The organism is Nitrospirillum karajorum (genome assembly GCF_036348415.1).
Classification (GTDB): Bacteria; Pseudomonadota; Alphaproteobacteria; order Azospirillales; family Azospirillaceae; genus Nitrospirillum; species Nitrospirillum amazonense_B.
The window spans coordinates 859,713-879,815 of record NZ_JAZBQB010000003.1 but is presented as its reverse complement, the minus strand read 5'-3'; the positions used below and the strand labels follow the sequence as shown (position 1 = coordinate 879,815).

Below are 20,103 nucleotides of genomic sequence, written 5' to 3'. Positions count from 1 at the left end.
GCAGGAAAATCCCTCTTCCCGTGCAGAGGTCAATTGCTGAATTTCATTTGGGATAAATTTTCATTAAATTATTGGAGTATTATCGGCATTCAATCGTTATCGAGAATAAACATCCTCCGCGACTTGCCGAGTTAATTTATTGACCGTCGGCATTTGTTTATTTGTCAATATTATTACCGGAGGTTGCTTTGCTGAATGGGCTGTTTCAGAAATATCGAATGATGGCCTCTACTTTGAAGGCTTTGGACCGGTCGCAGGCGGTGATCGAGTTTTCCCTGGATGGCACCGTGCTGACCGCCAACAGGAATTTCCTGGCGGCCATGGGATATACCTTGGCGGAAATCCAGGGTAAGCCGCACAGCCTGTTCGTGGAGGAAGCGGAACGGAACAGTGCCGCCTATAAGGCGTTCTGGAGCGCGCTGCGGCGCGGGGACTATCAGGCGTCCCAGTTCAAGCGCATCGGCAAGGGCGGGCGTGAGGTCTGGATCGAGGCCAGCTACAACCCCGTGCTCGACGCTGCCGGCCGGCCGGTGAAGGTGGTGAAGTACGCAACCGACATCACGGCGCAGAAGCGGGAATATGCCGACCTTCGGGGCCAGGTGGACGCCATCCGCCGGTCACAGGCGGTGATCGAGTTCGCGTTGGACGGCACGGTGCTGACCGCCAATGACCTCTTCCTGAACACCCTGGGCTATACCCTGGCCGAGGTGCAGGGCAAACCGCACGCCATGTTTGTGGAACCGGCCCAGCGCGACAGTGCCGAGTACCGCGCCTTCTGGGACGCGCTGCGGCGCGGGGAATACCGGGCGGCGCAGTTCAAGCGCATCGGCAAGGGCGGGCGCCCGGTATGGATCGAGGCCTCCTACAACCCCATCTTCGATTTAAACGGTCGGCCGTTCAAGGTGGTGAAGTATGCGACCGACATCACCCACCAGGTTCAGATGCTGGCGGACCTCAAGGTGCTGATCGACAAGAACTTCGGGGAGATCGACCAGGCCATGGAGCGCGCCACAGGACAGTCGGGTGAGGCGTTGCACGCGGCTGGGGACACATCGGGGGCCGTGCAGATGATGGCGTCCAGCGTGGAGGAGCTGGCGGCGTCCATCCGCGAAATCTCGCAGAGCATGGCGCAGTCGCGGGCGGCGGCGGAAAGCACCGCCCAACTGGCGGACATGGCCGACGCTTCAACCCAGAAACTGGCCGGAGTGGCACACTCCATGGAAAGCGTGGTGGAGGTCATCCGCGGCATCGCGGGGCAGATCAACCTGCTGGCGCTGAACGCCACCATCGAGGCGGCGCGGGCGGGCGAGGCGGGCAAGGGCTTCGCCGTGGTGGCGACGGAGGTGAAAAACCTGGCCATGCAGTCCGCCAACGCGACCCAGCAAATCTCCAACGAGATCGAGGGGATGCAGGCCGTCTCGGGTGAGGTGGTGGGGGCGTTGTCCACCATCCGCCAGTCGATCGGCACAGTGCGGGAATATGTGACCAGCACCGCCAGCGCGGTGGAGGAACAGAGCGCGGTGACCCGTGACATGTCGTCCAACATGCAAGGCACGGCCGTGGCGGTGGAAACGGTGACCGCCAACCTTGGCGCCATCGCCGCCGCCATCGGCCAAGTCGGCCAGGCGGTCGCCACCACCAAGCAGGCCGCGCACATCCTGGCGCGATAGCCAGCAGACCCGGCCATATCCGGCGGCGGCGTGAGGGATGGCCCCCACGCCGCCGCCATTCTTTCCTTGATATGTTATGTTATAACGTTACAGTCACGGACTTTCCCTTTAGCGGAGTCCTTGTCGATGACGACCTTCACCGCCGCGCTCGGCCTGTCGCCCGGAATGGTGCCGCCCCGCTTCGCTGAAGCCCTTTTCACATTCCAGGGTGCCTTGGAGCGCTGCGAAGCGGCCGGCATTCCCGGCCACAGCGTCCTGGCCGCAGCCCTGGTGGAACTGATGCCGCGTCTGGTCACCGCGTACGGCGCCGACGGCGTGGCGGACATGTTGGCCACGCTGGCGATTCACATCCGCAGCGACATGGCGGACGGCGGCCTCATGGCCGGGGAGACCACGCGGCAATGAGCGTCGCCGGTATTGTCGAGGACGATACGCCCGCCGTGCTGGATCGGGTGATGGAACCCACCGTGGGTTTGGCCTTGTGGCGGCGGAGGGGGCATCCCGGCGCGGCCCTTGATCCTTGGCTGGACGCCCTGCCGGCGGAGCGTTTGCCCCATGGCCGTTTCCTCGCGCGTCTGGGCGATGTGGACGCGGCCCTGGCGACGCTGTTGCGCGGAACGGAGGCGCCGGCGGCCTTGACGGTCGATATCACCGACCTTTGCCGCCGCTTCCTGGCGGTCGCCGGTGGGGAGTGGATCGACGTGCGGCTGGAGGCCGTGGGCGGCGACGCCTGCTGGAAATTCCACCGCGATCATGTGCGGCTGCGCCTGATCACCACCTATCGGGGACCGGGCACCCAGATCGTGGCGCCCGCCGACGCCGCCCGGGCGTTGGCGGATCAGCGACGCTACCACGGGCCGCTGCACGAAATGCCGCGCCATGCCGTGGCCCTGTTCAAGGGCTGTGGCCCAACCGGCTGTGGTGGCGGCCCAGCGGGGGAGGAGGACGGCGTGGTCCACCGCTCACCCTCCGTCGCCGGCACCGGCCAAGTGCGCCTGGTGCTGTGCCTGAACCTACCCTCCGCCGCGTCGCCGGAGGCGTGGGAACCGGCCTGACCTTAAGGTTAGAATTGGTCGCGCAACGTTAACAGCGTGCGAACGGCAAGGATTTGGTAATCACTCAAGGGGCACCTTGGGGGCCTAGACGTCCCAGGGTCAGGGCCAATGGGTTTGGCCCTCTCAGGGATCGTCGGCTTCATCCGCTCATCCGGGCGCGATCTTGGCCCGTTTACCTTGGAGTGATGAATGTTCTTTGCCGGCTACCTGCGCAAAATCCGCGTGGTTTTGTCCACCCTGAAGGCCCTGGACCGGTCACAGGCGGTGATCGAATTTTCGCCGGACGGCAGGGTGCTGACCGCCAACAAGAACTTTCTGTCTGCCATGGGCTATACCCTGGCGGAGATTCAGGGCAAGCCGCATGCCATGTTCGTCGAAGAGGCGGAACGAAACAGTGCCGCCTACAAGGCGTTCTGGGACGCGCTGCGGCGCGGGGAATACCAGGCGGCGCAGTTCAAGCGCATCGGCAAGGGTGGGCGCGAGGTTTGGATCGAGGCCAGCTATAATCCCATCCTCGACGATGCCGGCCGGCCGGTGAAGGTGGTGAAGTACGCCACCGACGTCACGGCCCAGAAGCTGGAATACGCCGACATGCGGGGCCAGATGGACGCCATCCGCCGGTCGCAGGCGGTGATCGAGTTCGCCCTGGACGGCACGGTGTTGACCGCCAACGACCTGTTCCTGAACGCGTTGGGCTATACCCTGGCCGAGGTGAAGGGCAAGCCGCACGCCATGTTCTTGGAACCGGCCGAGCGCGACAGCGCCGAGTACCGCGCGTTCTGGGACGCGCTGCGACGCGGGGAATACCGGGCGGCGCAGTTCAAGCGCATCGGCAAGGGCGGACGCGCGGTGTGGATCGAGGCATCCTACAACCCCATTTTCGATTTGAATGGCCGGCCGTTCAAGGTGGTGAAGTATGCGACCGACATCACCCGCCAGATTCAGATGCTGGCGGACCTCAAGCAATTGATCGACAATAACTTCGGCGAGATCGACCAGGCCATGGCGCGGGCGACTGGACAGTCGGGCGAGGCGCTGCACGCCGCGGGGGAGACGTCGGGTGCCGTGCAGATGATGGCGTCCAGTGCCGAGGAACTGGCGGCCTCCATCCGTGAAATCTCGCAGAGCATGGCGCAGTCGCGGGCGGCGGCGGAGAGTGCCGCCGAGCTGGCGGAACGGGCCGACGCCTCCACCCAGCGGCTGGCCACCGTCGCCCGCTCCATGGAAGGGGTGGTGGAGGCCATCCGCGGCATCGCGGGGCAGATCAACCTGCTGGCGCTGAATGCCACCATAGAGGCGGCGCGGGCGGGCGAGGCGGGCAAGGGCTTCGCCGTCGTGGCGACGGAGGTGAAGAACCTGGCCACGCAATCCGCCAACGCGACCCAGCAAATCTCCGATGAGATCGAGGGGATGCAGGCCGTCTCGGGCGAGGTGGTGGGGGCGCTATCCACCATCCGCCAGTCGATCGGCACGGTGCGGGAATATGTGACCAGCACCGCCAGTGCGGTGGAGGAGCAGAGTGCCGTGACCCGCGACATGTCCTCCAACATGCAGCGCACCGCCGTGGCGGTGGAGACGGTGACCACCAACCTCGGCGGCATCGCCGCCGCCGTCGGTCAGGTGGGTACCGCCGTCGCCACCACCAAACAGGCGGCTCACGTCCTGGCGCGCTAGGACATCCAGGCGCCGGCGGCGGTCCTGGCTGTTTACGCCTTGAACAAGGCCGGGTCGCCGCTGCCGGGGTGGAAGCCGGGGAAGACACCATCGACCTGGCCCACGCCCATGCGATGCTTCAGCACGCTGGTCAGCACGTCGCGGTAGTCGGTGGTGACGGCCAGGTCCACCCGCTCGTCCAGGTCCTGGGGTTGCAGGCCGGGCCAGCGCCCCAGCAGGCGGCCGCCCGCCACGCCGCCCCCCATCACCATCATGAGCGAACCGTGCCCGTGATCGGTGCCGCCGCTGCGGTTGGCGCGCAGGCGGCGGCCGAATTCGCTGATGGTCACCAGGGTGATGCGGTCGTGATAGGCGGACAGGTCATTCCAGAAGGTGGAAAGCGAGCCTGAGAGCTGGTGGACCAAGCCCTTGAACCGGCCGGACTGGCCCTCATGCGTGTCCCAGCCGCCCATGTCGACACAGGCCACTTTCAGGCCGGCATCCATGCGGATCAGGCGGGCGACCGTTTCCAGCGACCGGCCGACATCGCCGTCAAAGGTGCCGCCATGCTCCGGCTGGTAGGGCAGGACCTTGCCGTCCGGACCCTTGGGCAAGGCGGCGTTCAACCGCAAGGCGGCGTCCAGGGCGACACGGCCACCCCTGGCCACGTTGGGATTGAACCCCGTGGCCGGGCCGGCCGGATACAGCCGCTCCAGCACCGCCTGGGTGCTGGGACCACCCGGCAGCCCGAAGCCCCCGCGCAGATCGGGAATGGACAGCGCCTCGGGATAGCCCTGCAGCAGTTTGGGCACGCCGCCCGCCGTGCTGATGGCCACCAGTTCCCCGTCCCCGCCCATCTGGCGCAGCAGCCGGGCGACCCAGCCACCTTCCGTGCCCAGGGCGCCGTTGCCCTTAGGCTCATCCGCCAGACCGCGCTCCATCAGTTCCTGCGCCTCGAAATGGCTGCGGGTGGCGTTGGCCAGGCCGGTCGCGTGGACGATGGCCAGGTCGCCATGGCGGTACAACTCATGCAGCGCGGCCGCCTCGGGATGCAGCCGGAAGTCCACGCCATGGGCCAGGTCGCTGTCCAAGGGGATGCCGGCCTTGTCGCCGCTGTCCAGCAGCCGCAGGTCGGCCGGCCGGGCGTCGATGTAGACGGCGTCGTTGGACGGGCCGATGAAGTTCAGCACGTCCATGCCGCCCCGGAAGAACAGCACGACCAGAATCTTGCCATTCGCGTCCTGCGCGCCGCCGGGGGCGGCGAAGGCCAGCTGGCCCAGGCCGGGCACGGTGGTCAGCGCGCCGGCGGCGGCCAGGGTCTTCAGGATGCCACGGCGGCTGATATCGACTGTATTGAACGCCATGATGCGTCTCCTTCTCCGGCTCAGCGCAGCTGGAAAGCCGGGCTCATGGCCACATAGGCGGCCAGGCGGCGGTTGGCGAATTCACCGGTCTTGTTGTCCACCGTGGGCGGCGCGTCGGCCGCCAGGGACAGGCCGCCCAGCAGGGCCTTGGCGTCGATGGCGTTGGGGCTGCCCAGCAGACGTTCGGACCAGAAGGCGACGGCCTGGCCGCTGTGCGCGGCCGCCGGGCCCATCTGCACGCCGGCCGACAGGCCGGGCGGCATCCACCACCCCTCCGCCAGGCCCAGCGCCAGGTTCCAGCGCGCCCGCATGTTCTGCGCGCCCAGCCAATAATCGTCGGCGATGGGGTGGCCGTCCGGCGTGGGCCAGGCGTACAGCTTCTGCCCGGCGCTATCCATGGTGTTCACCAGCCCCTCGCTGGCGGTGACGGGCAGGCCGGTGGCCCGCGCGAAGCTGGCCACCAACTCCAGCGGCCGTTTGGGCCGGGCGCCCCAGTTGGCCGTGGCCTGGGGCGACAGGGCGATCAGCCGCACGACGCGGGCGATCTGGTCGGGGCGCTGGCGGTTGTCCAGCCAGGCGGCGGCGGCGGCCTTCACCAGGTCCGGCGACGGCTCCCCGCCCAGCAGGGACCGCACCATCTTGGTGCAGATGAACTGGGCGGTGGCGGGATGGTTGGCGACCAGGTCCAGCACGCGGTGGCCGTCGCTCTGCGGCGGCTGGTAGCTGTCGAACTCCGCCGCCAGCACGCGCTTCTGGTAATTATCGTGCCAGGATTCGATGTAGGTGAAGCGGCCGTCATTGGCGGCCTTGTAGCCGCCCAAATCCTGGCCGCTTTGGATGCTCCACCCGGTGAAGGCGCGGCTGGCCTCGTAGACGTCCTGGTCGATATAGCCCTCGGGCGCGCCCTTCAGGGCACCGGGCACGTCGCGCCAGCGGTCGTACTGGGTGTTGAGGTAGGCGTCGCGGCCCAGGGTGTGCAGCTCGAACAGTTCGCGGGCGTAGTTCTCGTTGGCGGCCCCGCCACGGGAAGAGCGGTTGTTCAGGTAGATCAGCATGGCGGGGCTGGTGGCCACCGCTTCCAGCAGGTCGCGGAAATTGCCCAGGGCGTGGGTGCGCAAGGCGGTGTCGTAGGCCGGCAGGGCGGGGGCCGTGTAGCTGTCCGCCGCGTTGACGGAGAAGTGGTCGTGCCAGAACAGGGTCATGACCTGGCGCAACTGGGCCGGATCATAGACGGCCCGGATGACGGTGGCCGCCGCCAGGTCCAGGCGCGGGCGCACCCGTTCCTGATAGGGCAGCTTGCGGTCGGGCTGGTTCAGGGACCAGAGCGCGTCCACCGGCTGGTCCAGTGTGCGCAAGGGACGCATTTCATCCAGCGCCGCCCAGCCCTCGCCCGCATCGTACTTGATGCGCATGGTGGCGCTTTCCAGCTTTTGCTGGCATTCCGGTCCCGGGGCGGTGCTGGCCGCCGCCAGGCGCAATTGCTCATCCAGCCAGTGGGCGATGCCCTGCTGCCGCAACGCCTGGGCCTCGCCGGGGCGGGGGCCGTAGGCGAAGCGGTTCAGGAAAATCCATTCCTGAGACGGCGCTGGGAACGGCGTAGGGGACGTGGGGGTGGGGACGACCATGTCGGGCCCTCATCTGTCGATGCAATGCCCATGGTACGCCCTTTTCAGGACAAACCCGACATACGCCGGTAGCGGTAGGGACTAAGGATAGAAAAAGGGGGCTCCCTGGAGCCCCCTTTGTAACCCTTTCGGGCCTGGGGCTTTTCGCCCCACTTGCCGATGTGTTGAACGTTACTTCCGCTGGGCCAGAACCCAGCGCACGCTCCACAGGCAGGCCAGCAGGAAGACCACGCCGCCCAGCCATTCGGCCGCCGGGGCGAAGCCGTCGCCCATGACCGCCAGCGGTTCCTGGTTGCCGGTGAGCGAGATGATGGCCGCCTGGGCGACGCCGAACAGGCTTTCACCCACGATCATGCCGGACGCCAGCAGCATGGCGCGGCGCTGGGGCACGTCGGCGAAGGTGGTGAACGGCACGCCGGCGGCCTTGGCCCGTTTGGCCAGCACCCGGTCGACGATGTAGGCCAGCAGGGCGCCCAGGCTGACCGGCACGGTGACGGTCATGGGCAGGTAGATGCCCAGGGCGACGGCCAGGGGCGGCAGGCGGAAGCGGCGGGTGGTGGCCTTCAGCACCTCGTCCACCACCACCAGGCAGATGCCGACGACGGCGCCGATGCCCAGCATGGACCAGTCCAGCTTGCCGCTCAGGATGCCGGTGGCCAGGGTGGCCATCAGCGTCGCCTGCGGGGCGCCCAGGGTCTTGGCCGGGTCCATGCCCGGGTCCAGCGGCGCGCCGGCGAAGCCGTAGGCGTGCTGCAGCAGGTTCAGCACCGGCGGGATCACGGCGGCGCCGACGACGCAGCCCATGATCAAGGCCACCTGCTGGCGCCAGGGCGTGGCGCCCACCAACTGGCCGGTCTTCAGGTCCTGCAGGTTGTCGTTGGCGATGGTGGCGATGGTCAGCACCACAGAGGTGGTGAACAGCGCCAGCGCCACGGCGGCGCCGCGAATGACCGGATCGGCCACCGCGTCCTTGCCCAGCAGCGCCACCAGCAGCAGGGACGAGGCGATGGCCGCCAGGATGCCGATGCTGGAGATGGGGCTGTTGGAACTGCCGATCAGGCCGGCCATGTAGCCCGAGGCGGCCGCGACGATGAAGCCCATGACGGCGGCGAAGACCACGCCCGCCAGGACCAGCACCACCAGGTGGGTCGACAGGGGCGTGCCCAGGATGAAGGAGATGAACAGGCCGGCCAGCGGCACCAGCAGCACGGCGGCGAAGGCCATGACGTAGTGGAAGGGGATGTCCTGCTCCACCCGGGGGACGGAGTGGCCGTTGCCCGCGCGCACGTTCTTCATGGCGTTCAGCGAGGCGCGGATGCCCTCCACCATGGGCTTGGCCAGGACGATCAGGGTCCAGATGGCGGCGGCGGCGATGGCGCCGGCGCCGATCAGGCGGACCTGCTGGCGCCACACGACGCTGTTGGCGTACTGGATCAGGTCCATGCCGTCGGCCGGCGGATGCAGTGCCGTCAGGATGGGGACGGCGCCGAACCAGGCGATGGCCACGCCCACGAACATGGCGAAACCGACGGTGGCGCCCACCAGGTAGCCGGCGCCCAGCAGGGCCATGGACAGGCCCGTGCCCAGGCCGGTCACGCCGCCGCCGATGCGGATGAAGCCCTGGAACTGCTCGGTGAAGAAGCGCATGGCCGTCATCAGGAAGAACCCGACGGAAACGACGGCGCCGGCGACCACGTCACGCAGCCCGGCCCCCTTGGCCGCCTCGTCCGCGCCGGCCTCACCGGCCGTGTCGGGCGACCCGACCTTCAGCACCTCGGCCGCGGCCACGCCCTCGGGATAGGGCAGGTTGCCCTGCACCACCATGGCCCGGCGCAGCGGCACGGTATACATGACGCCCAGGATGCCGCCCACGGCGCAGATCCCCGCCGATTGCCAGAAGGGGAAGCCGGTCCAGTAACCGACGATGACCAGGCCGGGCAGCACGAAGATGACCGATGACAGCGTGCCGGCACTGGAGGCCAGCGTCTGCACGAAGTTGTTTTCCTGGATGGTGCTGTCCTTGGCCAGGCGCAGCACCGCCATGGAGATGACCGCCGCCGGGATGGAGGAGGCGAATGTCAGGCCCACCTTCAGGCCCAGGTAGACGTTGGCGGCGGTGAACACCACGGTGATCAAGGCACCCAGGATGATGCCGCGCAGGGTCAGTTCCCTAATCGAGCTGCGCGCGAACCGGGTCATCGGATGAAATCCGTCATATGTGGAGTATCCCCATCTGCGTCGTAATCGACGTCGTCATGTAGGCGCCGGCCGCTTTTGTGGGCCCCTTCAAGCGGGCGCCGGACTGGATGGGCGGGGAGTTTAGCGGGCGCCCCCCGCCCCGTCGAGATCGGCCAAGGCGGACAAGGCCAGAATCCGGGACTTTGCCGCCAAAAGAAACGGGGCCGGCACCGTGCCGACCCCGTTCCTTACTTTATTGCGTCGTCGACGCGGTTCCCTCAGGCGCCGGGCGCCGCCAATCCGGCGGCTTGGCTATCCTCGCTCCGCCCTCCGGTGCTCGCTGCGGGGCCAGCGGTCGCTGGCCTGAACGAACAGGGGGCATTGCCGAAGATGCGCCGAGAGACGGCGATCAAGCCGGCTGGTTGAGGTACAGCAGCCAGGCCTTGGCCAGTTCGCCCACGCCTTCCGGCGCGCTGGACAGTTCCTGGAACAGCTTTTCGGCCTGGTCCTTCTGCCCGGCGTTCAGGTAGGCGACGGCCAGGTGCAGCTTGGCATCGGCGGGGTTCTTGAGGCCGCCCTTGTCGATGCCCTTCTGGATCAGCTCGATGGCCTTGGCGTAGTTGCCATAGCTGGCATAGGCCTCGCCCAGCTTTTCCAGCGGCAGGCCCGTGGGGGCCTTGGACACTTCGGCGACCTGCTTGTCGATGCCCTTCTGGTCCTCGGCGGCGGCCTTCGTCGCCTCGGCCAGCATCTGCTTGGCGGTCGGGTTGCCGGCCAGCTGGCTCTGGCCCTTTTCCAGGGCGGCCTTGGCCTCGCCCGGCAGGGTGGCGCGGGTGGCGAGGTCGGCGTACTCCAGATACTCGTTGCCGCCCCTCATGGCGCCGACGCGCGACATCAGGCGGTAGAGGTCCAGCGACAGCCGGTCGTTGAAGCCGGCCTTGCGCGGCAGGAACGCCAGGTAGTCGGTCCAATAGTCCGGCTTCTGGTAGTGCTGCAACAGCTTGGCCATGTAGTCGACGTAAGAGCTGTAGTCCTTACGCTGGATCGCGCTGTCCACCAGCATCTGGTAGACCTGCTCCTGCGCCGCCTTGCCGGCCTTCTCCTCGGTGTCGATGGCCTGCTTGCAGTTCGTGTCCGTGGCGGCCCAGTCCTTCAGCGACCAGGAAGCCTGGCAGCGCAGCGTGTACACGTCCGGCGAGGCGGTGCCCTTCTGGATCAGCGCGTCCGACTTCGCCAGGAACTTCGGGTAATCCTTGTTCTGGTAGTACAGCTGCGTCAGCGTGCGCTCGCGCTTGGCGGCCTCGGCCTCCGGCAGCTGGCCCGTGGCCAGTTCGGATTCCAGCGCGTCGATCAGGTGCGGCGTGTCGTTCAGCCCGACATAGGCCTGCACGCGCATCTCGGCGATGAAGAAGTTCTCGTACGGCGTCCGGTCGGCCTTGGCGGCCTCGGCCTGCGCGGTGGCGTCGAGGATGGCCTGGTAGTTCTTCTCCTCCAGCGCCTTCTGGGCGGCCTGCAGCGACGGCGTCAGCTCCTTGCTGATCTGCTTCTCCGGCGGTGTGGCGTCCTTGTCCTTGTCCTTGGCGTGGGCGGTCCCGATACCGGCGGCCACCAGGGCACCCAGCATGAAGGGATAGAATTTGGCGCGCATTCGGTCCTCGTCGATGACAATCACGTGGTGGCCCGGTCCGGCGTCGCGTCGAAGGGGCCAAGGTCGAATTCGGGGCCAACCGCACCCGCCGCCGCCGCGCCCCGGCGTAAAGCACCTCGGGGACACGCTGCCACGGAAGGATAGGGTTAATCCCTGGCGGGGGGACCCTGCGGGATGGAACGGGTCCTCGTCAACCCCTACACCCGTCATCTGTCGAAAGCGGGGCAACGACCGTCACCCCCTCCGTCGCCCCCTCGCCCCCGCAGCGGTTCAGCCGAAGGTGAGGTCCAGCAGATAGAGGGCGGCCCCGATCAAGGCGCCCAGCACCGTGCCGTTGATCCGAATGAACTGCAGATCCTTGCCCACTCCCTCCTCCAGCCGGCGTGAAAAGTCGGCCGCGTCCTGGGCCTTCAGGGTGTCGGTGACGAAGCTGCGGATGGCCTGGCGCCAACCCGGGATGGCGGCCAGGAAGGCGCCTTCCACCGCCGCGTCCAGGCGGGCGCGCGTGGACGGCTGCTCCAATTCCCGCGCCAGCGACACCAGCATGGCGTCCAGGGCGTCGCGCAGCACACCGTCGGGATTCGCCGCGTCTTCCAGTGCCGCCGTCTTCAGGTGGCCGATGAGGTGATGTGCCAGCAGCCGCAGGGTCTTGATGTCCACGGCGTTGCGCAACACCGATGCCAGCCGCTCGCCCAGCGGGTCGCCCTCCTGGATTCGGTCGGGGATTTCCCGCAGCCACAGCCGCAAGCCCCGTCCCGCCTCGCTGTGCGGGCTGCGCAGGTCGAAAAGGTGCCCAGCCAGGGCATCCGTCACTTGGTCGGCCAGGCTGCGGTCCAGCGTGCGGGGCATCCACCACTTCGACCGGTTCGCCACCGCGTCACGGATGTGCGGCCGGCTGCCGTGGATCAGCACCACGCCATGGTCCGACATCTCCTGGATCAGGGCCTCGAACAGCGGGCTGTCCATGGCGTCGCGCAGCAGGCGGGCCACCATGGGCCGCAGGTCCATGGCCCGCAGGCCTTCCATCGCCGCCCGCGCCAGGGCCTCGCGCAGCGCGGCCTCCCGCCCCCTCGACAGCAGGCGGGGCAGCGAGGCGAGCGCCAGGTCCGCCATCTGGGCGCGGTTCGCCGGGTCGGCCAGCAGGCCGGCCACCTGGTCGGCGGCGTTCAGCCGCTGCACCTGACCGCGCAGGCGGTCCGGCGCCAGGAACTCACTATCGATGTAGGTTGCGATGCCGTCGGCGATACGGTCGCGGTTTTGCGGTACCAGGGCGGTGTGGGGCACCGGGACGCCCAGCGGGTGGCGGAACAGGGCGGTGACCGCGAACCAGTCGGCCAAGCCGCCCACCAGCCCCGCCTCACCCACGGCGCGCAGCAGGCTCCAGAACCCCGGCCAAGGCCAGCCGATGGCGTCGGGCAGCAGGCGCGGCACCAGGCGGGCCGCCAGCCACAGGCCGGCGACGACCGCCAGGTAGAACCCGGCCACCCGTCGCCAGCGGCGCAAGGCCGCGGCGCGGTCGCCGGCGGTGGCGGGATCGAAGGGCAGGGGCTGCTGCGGCATGGGCTTCCGGGATGGGGCAAGGGAGGGACACAGGGAGGGGGGAGGGCGTGCCCCATCATGACGGGGGCCGGGGCGCGCGTCCCGGGCCATGTTGCGGGGACGGGAACAGGTCCACCCCGGTACCGAACCGTCGCGGCCGATTTCCGGTTCCCGTCGTCACGCCACCGGCGCCGTCAATCGCCGGTGGCGTCTTCCTCGTGGAAGGGGAAGCCGCGCAGGGTGCTGTCGATGGCGCCGTCGCCAGAGCGGAAGCTGTACGTCCGGTCAGCGGGCGCCTGATAGCGGCCGGATTGCAGCCCGTCCAGGATGCGGGCGGATATCCAGCCGGACAGCAGGGTGGCGGGCCGGGCCAGCGCCCGGTCCGGGCTCTTGAGATAGGAGCGGTCATACAGCGCGGCGCCGATGGCCGCGCCATGGCGGTCCAGGAAATCCGCCAGCATGTCCACGAACTCCATGTGGTCCAGCATGGGCTCCACCGTGCCGGCGGCGCGCGCCAGGACGGGGTAGAGCAGGTGGGTGCGGTCGGCGAAGCGGCTGTCGCGTTCCACGCCGTCGGCCACCAGGTTCAGGTAGCGGCTGCGGTGGGCGGGCTGGTTGCGCAGCGCCGCGTCCAGGATTTGGCGATGGTTCATGCGTCTTGTCGGCTTGTGCGTCCGGGGCAACAATACAACTTTTCGTGGCAGCGCCGAAGGTCCTTATCCGGCGGCGGCCCCTTTGTCATATAGCGGCGCTTCGGCCTTCAGCCAGGGTCGTTGACCTTGGGACCGCGACCGAGAGGCTGGATTTTGCGCCCGTCAGTCAGTAGACCAGAGGCCGGGCGCCGGGTTTGGCCGCCCGGTGTTTCGGCAAAGGCTTCAGGAGAGACGTTCATGCGGAAGCTCATCGAGGGGTTCCTGAATTTCCGCGCCAACGCCTTTCCAGAATATGCCCGTCGTTTCCAGTGGCTGGCCGAGGTCGGCCAGAATCCGCGTGCCGCCGTGGTCGCCTGCTGCGACAGTCGCGTCGACCCGCAGATGATCTTTTCCGCCGGCCCCGGCGACCTGTTCATCATCCGCAACGTCGCCAACCTGATCCCGCCCTACCATCCCAACAGCGACTTCCACGGCACCAGCGCGGCCCTGGAATTCGCTGTGCGCCAACTGCGCGTGGGCGACATCATCGTCATGGGGCATACCCATTGCGGCGGCGTGAAGGCCCTGATGGCGGAGGGGGAGGCCGACGGCGACTTCATCGGCAACTGGATGGCCATCGCCAAGAGTGTGCGCGGCAAGGCCAAGGACGTCTCGGATGCGGAGCGCGAGGTCATTCGCCTGACCATCGCCAACCTGCTGACCTTCCCCTGGATCAAGGCGGCTGTCGAGGGCGGCGGCCTGCGTCTGCACGGTTGTCTATTCGACGTCGCCGATGCCGACCTGCTGCTGCTGAACCAGGCCACGGGCCAATTCAAGTCGGTGCAGGACGGCATCGAGGGTGTCCCCCTCTGATAGGTCCTTAAACCGGCTGCGCCGATCAGGCCCTTAAACCGGCTGCGCCGGGCAACCGATGAACCGGCTGCCGGCGGGCAGGTGCTCGCCCTTCATGGCCAGGGATAGGGGCCCCAGCTCTGACCCGCGGCCCAGCACCGAATCGTACAGCACCACGGACCCGGCGCCGACATGGGCGCCGGCCTCGATGGTGACGGGGCCCAGCTTCATGACCCGGTCCTCGAACAGGTGGGTTTGTAGCGTGACGCCCGGGCCCATGGCGGCATCGTCGCCGATGTCGACCATGTCCAGCTCGCACAGATAAGCCGTTTCCAGGTAGACGCGACGCCCCACCTTGGCCCCCAGCAGGCGCATGTATTGCGGCAGGAAGGGGGTGCCCAGGAACGGGCCCAGCACCCATCCGGCCAGCGCGTCATAGAGGGAGGTCACGAACTCGATCCGCCAGACCGCCGTGCTCCACAGCGGATGGATGCCGGGTCGGAAGCGGCCCACCACCGCCCACTTAACGCCGGCCAGCAGCAGGGCGGCGCTGACGCAGATGACCAGCGGTCCCAGGCCCAGCCATAGCAGGCCCAGCCACAGGCTGGCCACCGCAAGGGCATGGGCGACCAGCCACAGGGCGCCCACAGTGGCAGTGCCGGTGATGGCGCCCTGGACCAGCACGCGGGCCGCCTCGATGGCGGCGCGGGTGGCGACCAGACGGGACGTGGGCGCCACGGTGAACGCCTCGGAAATCCCCTCCACCTTCTGGCGGCGGGGCAGGCGGACGGGGGGCAGGCCCAGCCAATCGGTCTGGCGGTCGGCATCGGACGGTGCGGTGGACAGGACGCCCACCAGGCAATTGTCCGGCAGATCGGTCCCCGCCGGCAGGAAGGCGGAGTTGCCGATGAACGTGTCGTGGCCGACGCGGGTGGGGGCGAAGCGCACCAGGCCGCCGTGGATGGCCGGGCTGCCCACCAACGAGGCGTCCGCCAGGAAGGCGCGGTCGCCCACCTCCAATTGTTCGGGCACGATGTGCGCCACGGTCGACACTTCGCAGGCGTGGCCGATTTTGGCGCCCCACAGCCTCAGCCAAGTAGCGGAATAGAGGGAGCCATAGACGGTGTACAGCTGCTCCACCGCCATGCGGTGCACGCGGTCGGCGAACCAGCGGTGACATTCCACCATGCTGTCCAGGCGCACGCTGGCGCGCCCCACCACCGGAGGCACCAGACGGCGCGCGGCCAACAGCACCAGCGCCGTCCAGGGCATGCACACGGCACCGCCCACCAAGCCGGCCAGCAGCAGGCGCGGACCCAGCTGGGCCAGGGGCATGTCGGTGTTCAGGGCCAGGGCGAAGGCGACGGCCAGGGGGAGCAGCGTCAGGAAACGCACCAGGCTCAGGGCCGCCAGCCCCAGCAGATAACGGGGGGCACGGGGCCGCAGGGCACCGTCCGCCCGGCCCATCATCCAGTCCGGCCGTGTGGACGGCCCGGCGGGGGAACCCGCCCAAACGGCGTCGGCTGGCACCACGGCGCCGTCGATCAGGCAACTGCGGGCCTCCAGCCCGGCGCCCGCCTCCAGCCCGCTGTTCAGCCCGACGATGGAAGCGGCGCCCACGGTGGCGCCCATCCCGATGGTCACGGTGCCGACCTCGATATGGCCGCCCCGGACATGGTGGGTCAGCAGCAGCGTATCCTCGCCCACCGTGGCCTGGTCGCCGACACTGATCAGATCCCACAGCATGCCGCCATGGCAGCCCAGGAAGGCGCCACGGCCGATGCGCCCGCCCATGGCGCGGGCGTACAGCCGCATCAGCGGCGTGCTCGCGATCCACGACATGGGCAGGGCGGCCTCGATATGGCTGACCGTCCACCAGCGCCAGTGCCACAGGCCCCACAGGCGGTGGCGTCCGGGCTTGACCCGGCCCAGCAGCAGCCACTTGGCCGCGATGGCCAGGGCGAAGGACACGGGCAGCGCGGCGATGGACAGCGCCGCCATGATGACGAAGGACTGGACGCTCAACTGGCCGGACATGCCGTGCTGCGCCAACACGCCCAGCATGGCCAGCATGGGCAGTCCGCCCAACGCCGTCACCAGGGGCAGGGTCAGCACCTGGCCCAGGCCGAAGGCGAGGTGGCGCCGGGTGCTGGCGCGGCGCATCTCGTTGGCCACCTTGGGCGCTGCCGGCGCCGCCAGCACCTGGGCCAGGCCGCGCACCGTGGGGTTGAGGTACAGCGCCCGCACGGTGGCCTCGGGATGGCGCAGGCGCAGGCGGGAAATGGCGGAGGCGGCGGCCAGGGAATGGCCGCCCAGATCCATGAAGAAATCGGCGTCGCGGGCGCGGATGGGCCGGCCCAGCGCGTGGGCGAAGGCTTCCGCCACCTCTTCCTCCGCCTCGCCCTGGGGCGGTTCGCCGATGTCCTCGGGCACGTCGCGGGGGGTTGGCTCCGGCAATTCGCGCCGGTCGATCTTGCCGCCCACGGTGCGGGTCATGGCCGGCACCTTCACCAGGAAGCTGGGGCGCATGTAGGCGGGGACGGCGGCGGCGACATGGGCCGCCAGGGCATTGCGGTCGGCCGTGCCCACGTACCAGATGACGATGCTGTCCACGCTGGCCACCGGGCGCACGGCGGCGGCGGCCAGCTGCACGCCGGGGCAGCCACCGGCGATGGCCTCGATCTCGCCCAGCTCGATGCGGAAACCGCGCAGCTTCACCTGGTTGTCGACCCGGCCCAGGAAGTCGACGCGGCCATCGATCAACGGGCGGCCCACGTCCCCGGTGGCGTACAGGCGCTGCCCCGCCGCGTCCATCTTGAAGCGCTTGGCCGTCTCTTCCGGCCGGTTCAGGTAGCCGTCGGCCAGCGCCGGCCCACCAATGTGGATTTCCCCTGTCTCGCCCACCGGCACGGGCAGGCCATCCGGCCCCAGCACAAGGACGCGATAACCCGGCAGGGCCCGGCCGATGGTGACCGGCTGGCCGGCCCGCGCCTCATCCGCCGTCGCCACCACCGACGCCTCGGTGGGGCCGTAGGTGTTCAGCATGCGCCGGCCGGGCGCCCAGCGGTCCACCAGGGTGGCGGGGCAGGTTTCCCCGCCCACCACCAGCAGGCGGACATCGGGCAGATCCTCGTCGATCAGCCCCAGCAGCGTGGGCACGGTCGAGAAAAAGGTGGCGCGGCGGCAGCGCAATTCGCTGGCCAGCAACTGCGGGTCACGCATCACCAGGCCCGACGCCGGCAGCAGGCAGGCGCCGGAGGCCACCGCCAGCCACACCTCCTCGACCGAGGCGTCGAAGGCCAGGGAGAAGCCCTGCCACACCCGGTCGGTCTCGGCCAACTGGTAGACCTGCGAGGCGCCGCGCACATACGTCATGACGGCGCCGTGCGACAGCACCACGCCCTTGGGCAGGCCGGTCGTGCCGGAAGTGAAGATGAGGTAGCAGGTGTCGGAGGGCGTGGCCGGCAACAGGGCGTCCGGCAGCCCATGGGGCGACACCAGGGGGTCGTTCAGCAGGGCGGTGCCGATCAGATCCTCCGGCGCCACCGAGGCGACGCCGGGCACGGCGAAGTCGCCGGCGGCGTCCACCATCAACACCGACTCCGATTGCTCGGCGATGCTGGCGACGCGCGCGGCCGGCCAGCTGGCGTCGATGGGAATATAGGCGGCGCGGCGCAACAGGATGCCGAACAGACAAGCGTATAACTCGGCGGTACCACGGCCCCGCAGCATGACGCGGGCGCCCGGTCCCACGCCCCGGGCGGCCAGGGTGGCGGCGACGTGGCGGGCGCGCTCACCCATGTCGCCCCAGGTCAGCATAAAGCCGTCGCCGGTCTCCACCGCCGGCAGCGACGGCGTGGCGGCCACGCGGGCCAGGAACAAGGCCGCCAGCGTTTGCGCGCCGGCCAGGCCGGCCTGCGGGCCGGAGGGTTGCTGCCCTCCCGGGTTTTGGCCCCCCGCGTCCATCCGTTCGGCGATCAACGAACCGCTGAGCATCAACGTCCCACCCTCGATCCCCGGAGGCCTGTCCCCGGTGGCCCTATCCCCGGTGGCGAGGAGCCGCCCGCGGGGGAACCCGGTATACCCCGGTAAAGGTCCACATTCCCATGCCCGTTTCATCCCCTACGGAGGGATGGGCACCCCGTATTCCAGGGGTGGCGACACCGGCGCGGACCTATCCGACACACACCTGTTGTAGATGGCCGATTGCCCCCCCATGTCAAGCGGTTGGCCTTGGGACCCAGGGTCGCATACAAAATAAGGGGCCGCGAGGGAGAAAGCTTACTTCGCTGGTGGTAGCGCCCTTCCGTGGCTGGCGCCCCGGCGCATCGCTCCGTTACAAAACGATACAAAGAGCGGCTTTTCCCGTAACACAACCCTCTGTAGTTTCAGCCTCGAAACCGGCGGACCGGCGTGGATCGCGTTATGGGTGTGATCTCACGTTGTAAATCAGGCGTTGTCCGCCACCACGGTCGCGGGGGCCGTGGGTTCGCCGGCGGACGCGGCACTTTTGGGTCTTTCCCAAAAGCTCCTGTCGCTCGCCCTCACGAACCCTTGCTTCCCATCGTCCGTGCCATAGCCAATACCGGTATCCCGACGGCAGCTGTCGGATGCCGGCTGGACAGAAGGCTTAAAGACGATGAGCATCCATTCCGCTGAACTGCCCGCCGACCGGTCCGACCTCGATGCCTATGCGCCGGCGGGTTCGCCGGGCCGCGTTCGCGGACGATCAGGGGTGAAGCGCTACCGATGGTGGTTGCTGGCCGGGGGTGTCGTCGTCCTGGGCGCCGTCGCCGCGGCGGTTCTCATGCGCTCGGGTGCCAAGCCGGCGGCCCCCGCCGCGGCCCCGGCCAAGGTGTCCGCCCTGCCGGTGACGGTGGCGCCCGTCGTCGTGGCGCCCGTCACCCGCACCCTGCTGGTCACCGGCTCGCTGGCCGCCTTCGATGACCTGCCCATCGGCACGGAGACGTCGGGTCTGGCCCTGGCCGAGGTGCTGGTGGATATCGGCGACGCGGTGAAGAAGGGCCAGCTGCTGGCCCGCTTCAACGACAGCGTGCTGCGTGCCGACCTGGCGGAGAAGGAGGCGCTGCTGACCGAGGCCAAGGGCAACGTGGTCGAGGCCGACGCAAACTATGTCCGCGCCCAGGATCTGGTGCGCACCGGTGCCATGAGCGCCCGTGACCTGGACAACCGCCGCGCCCTGGCCGTCAGCATGCGCGCCCGCGTCGGCGTGGCCGAGGCCAACCGCGACCTGGCCATCGCCAAGCTGAAGCAGTCGGAGGTGCGGGCGCCCGCCGACGGCACCATCACCGCCCGCACCGCCCGCATCGGCGCCGTGCTGTCCGCCGGCGGGACGGAGCTGTTCCGCATGATCCGCGACAACCGGGTGGAACTGGTGGCCGAGGTGCCCGAGAACGACATGATGGTGGCCAAGGCCGGCCAGACGGTGAACATCACCGTCGACGGCGACAACATGGCCCATCACTACACCGGCACCATCCGCGTGGTGGAGCCCACCGTGGACAGCAAGACCCGCCTGGGCCACCTGCGCATCGACCTGGAACGGAACCCCGACCTGCGCCCCGGCATGTTCGTCACCGGCCGCGTGGCCGTGGGCGTCGCCAACGCCCTGGTGGTGCCGGAACCGGCCGTGGTGTACCGCGAGGTCAAGCCGTTGGTCTTCGTGGTGGATGACAAGGGCATCGTCACCGCCCGCAACATCACCACCGGCGCCCGGCAGGACGGCAACATCGCCATCTTGTCCGGCGTGAAGGCGGGGGACAAGGTGGTGTTGTCGGGCGCCGGTTATCTGAAGGACGGCGACCTGGTAACCGTGGTCGACAAAATTCCCGACGCGGCCGTCAAGCCGCTGCCGGTGCAGCAGTAA

General features: G+C 68.7%; 13 protein-coding genes. 6 read left to right on the top strand and 7 right to left on the bottom strand.

Annotation, left to right across the window (positions count from 1 at the left end; all coding sequences use genetic code 11):
* The first annotated feature begins 218 nt into the window (after positions 1–218).
* From UCD39_RS17630 to UCD39_RS17615, 4 genes are all read left to right on the top strand, one after another.
* Entirely contained in the window at positions 219–1,670 is a 1,452-nt protein-coding gene (locus UCD39_RS17630) for a methyl-accepting chemotaxis protein (protein ID WP_330497191.1), read from the top strand.
* Positions 1,671–1,796: 126 nt separating this feature from the next.
* Entirely contained in the window at positions 1,797–2,075 is a 279-nt protein-coding gene (locus UCD39_RS17625; protein WP_330497190.1) for a hypothetical protein, read from the top strand.
* Complete coding sequence (locus UCD39_RS17620; RefSeq protein ID WP_330497189.1) at positions 2,072–2,725, top strand: DUF1826 domain-containing protein; 654 nt, start codon at positions 2,072–2,074, stop codon at positions 2,723–2,725. The genes UCD39_RS17625 and UCD39_RS17620 overlap by 4 nt, the downstream gene beginning before the upstream one ends.
* A 189-nt stretch (positions 2,726–2,914) precedes the next feature.
* Positions 2,915–4,399 (top strand): methyl-accepting chemotaxis protein, encoded by a 1,485-nt coding sequence (locus UCD39_RS17615; protein WP_330497188.1) that lies wholly within the window; start codon positions 2,915–2,917, stop codon positions 4,397–4,399.
* Between the two features lie 32 nt (positions 4,400–4,431).
* Here the strand turns inward: UCD39_RS17615 and UCD39_RS17610 are convergent, their stop codons facing one another.
* From UCD39_RS17610 to UCD39_RS17585, 6 genes are all read right to left on the bottom strand, one after another.
* On the bottom strand, positions 4,432–5,742 hold the full coding sequence (locus UCD39_RS17610; RefSeq protein ID WP_330497187.1) for a DUF1501 domain-containing protein: 1,311 nt from the start codon (positions 5,740–5,742) through the stop codon (positions 4,432–4,434).
* A 20-nt stretch (positions 5,743–5,762) separates the two neighbouring features.
* The gene (locus UCD39_RS17605) at positions 5,763–7,367 is read right to left on the bottom strand and encodes a DUF1800 domain-containing protein (RefSeq protein WP_330497186.1); all 1,605 of its coding nucleotides are present in this window, start codon (positions 7,365–7,367) and stop codon (positions 5,763–5,765) included.
* Between the two features lie 171 nt (positions 7,368–7,538).
* On the bottom strand, positions 7,539–9,566 hold the full coding sequence (locus UCD39_RS17600; RefSeq protein ID WP_330497185.1) for an OPT family oligopeptide transporter: 2,028 nt from the start codon (positions 9,564–9,566) through the stop codon (positions 7,539–7,541).
* 388 nt (positions 9,567–9,954) lie between these two features.
* Positions 9,955–11,193: a tetratricopeptide repeat protein gene (locus UCD39_RS17595; RefSeq protein WP_330497184.1), complete on the bottom strand. Its 1,239-nt coding sequence runs from the start codon at positions 11,191–11,193 to the stop codon at positions 9,955–9,957.
* 270 nt (positions 11,194–11,463) lie between these two features.
* Positions 11,464–12,753, bottom strand: coding sequence for a DUF445 domain-containing protein (locus UCD39_RS17590; RefSeq protein ID WP_330497183.1), 1,290 nt, complete (start codon positions 12,751–12,753; stop codon positions 11,464–11,466).
* Between the two features lie 173 nt (positions 12,754–12,926).
* Positions 12,927–13,385 (bottom strand): hypothetical protein, encoded by a 459-nt coding sequence (locus UCD39_RS17585; protein ID WP_330497182.1) that lies wholly within the window; start codon positions 13,383–13,385, stop codon positions 12,927–12,929.
* Positions 13,386–13,622: 237 nt separating this feature from the next.
* Here UCD39_RS17585 and UCD39_RS17580 point away from each other — a divergent pair, with 237 nt between their 5' ends.
* Positions 13,623–14,237: a carbonic anhydrase gene (locus tag UCD39_RS17580; protein ID WP_330497181.1), complete on the top strand. Its 615-nt coding sequence runs from the start codon at positions 13,623–13,625 to the stop codon at positions 14,235–14,237.
* A 33-nt stretch (positions 14,238–14,270) separates the two neighbouring features.
* Here UCD39_RS17580 and UCD39_RS17575 read toward each other — a convergent pair whose 3' ends face one another.
* Positions 14,271–18,212 carry a Pls/PosA family non-ribosomal peptide synthetase gene (locus UCD39_RS17575; protein ID WP_330497180.1) on the bottom strand — a complete coding sequence of 1,314 codons (3,942 nt, stop codon included), beginning with the start codon at positions 18,210–18,212 and terminating at the stop codon, positions 14,271–14,273.
* Between the two features lie 643 nt (positions 18,213–18,855).
* On the opposite strand from UCD39_RS17575, the gene UCD39_RS17570 reads away from it, so the two are divergent.
* Positions 18,856–20,103 carry an efflux RND transporter periplasmic adaptor subunit gene (locus UCD39_RS17570; protein ID WP_330497179.1) on the top strand — a complete coding sequence of 416 codons (1,248 nt, stop codon included), beginning with the start codon at positions 18,856–18,858 and terminating at the stop codon, positions 20,101–20,103.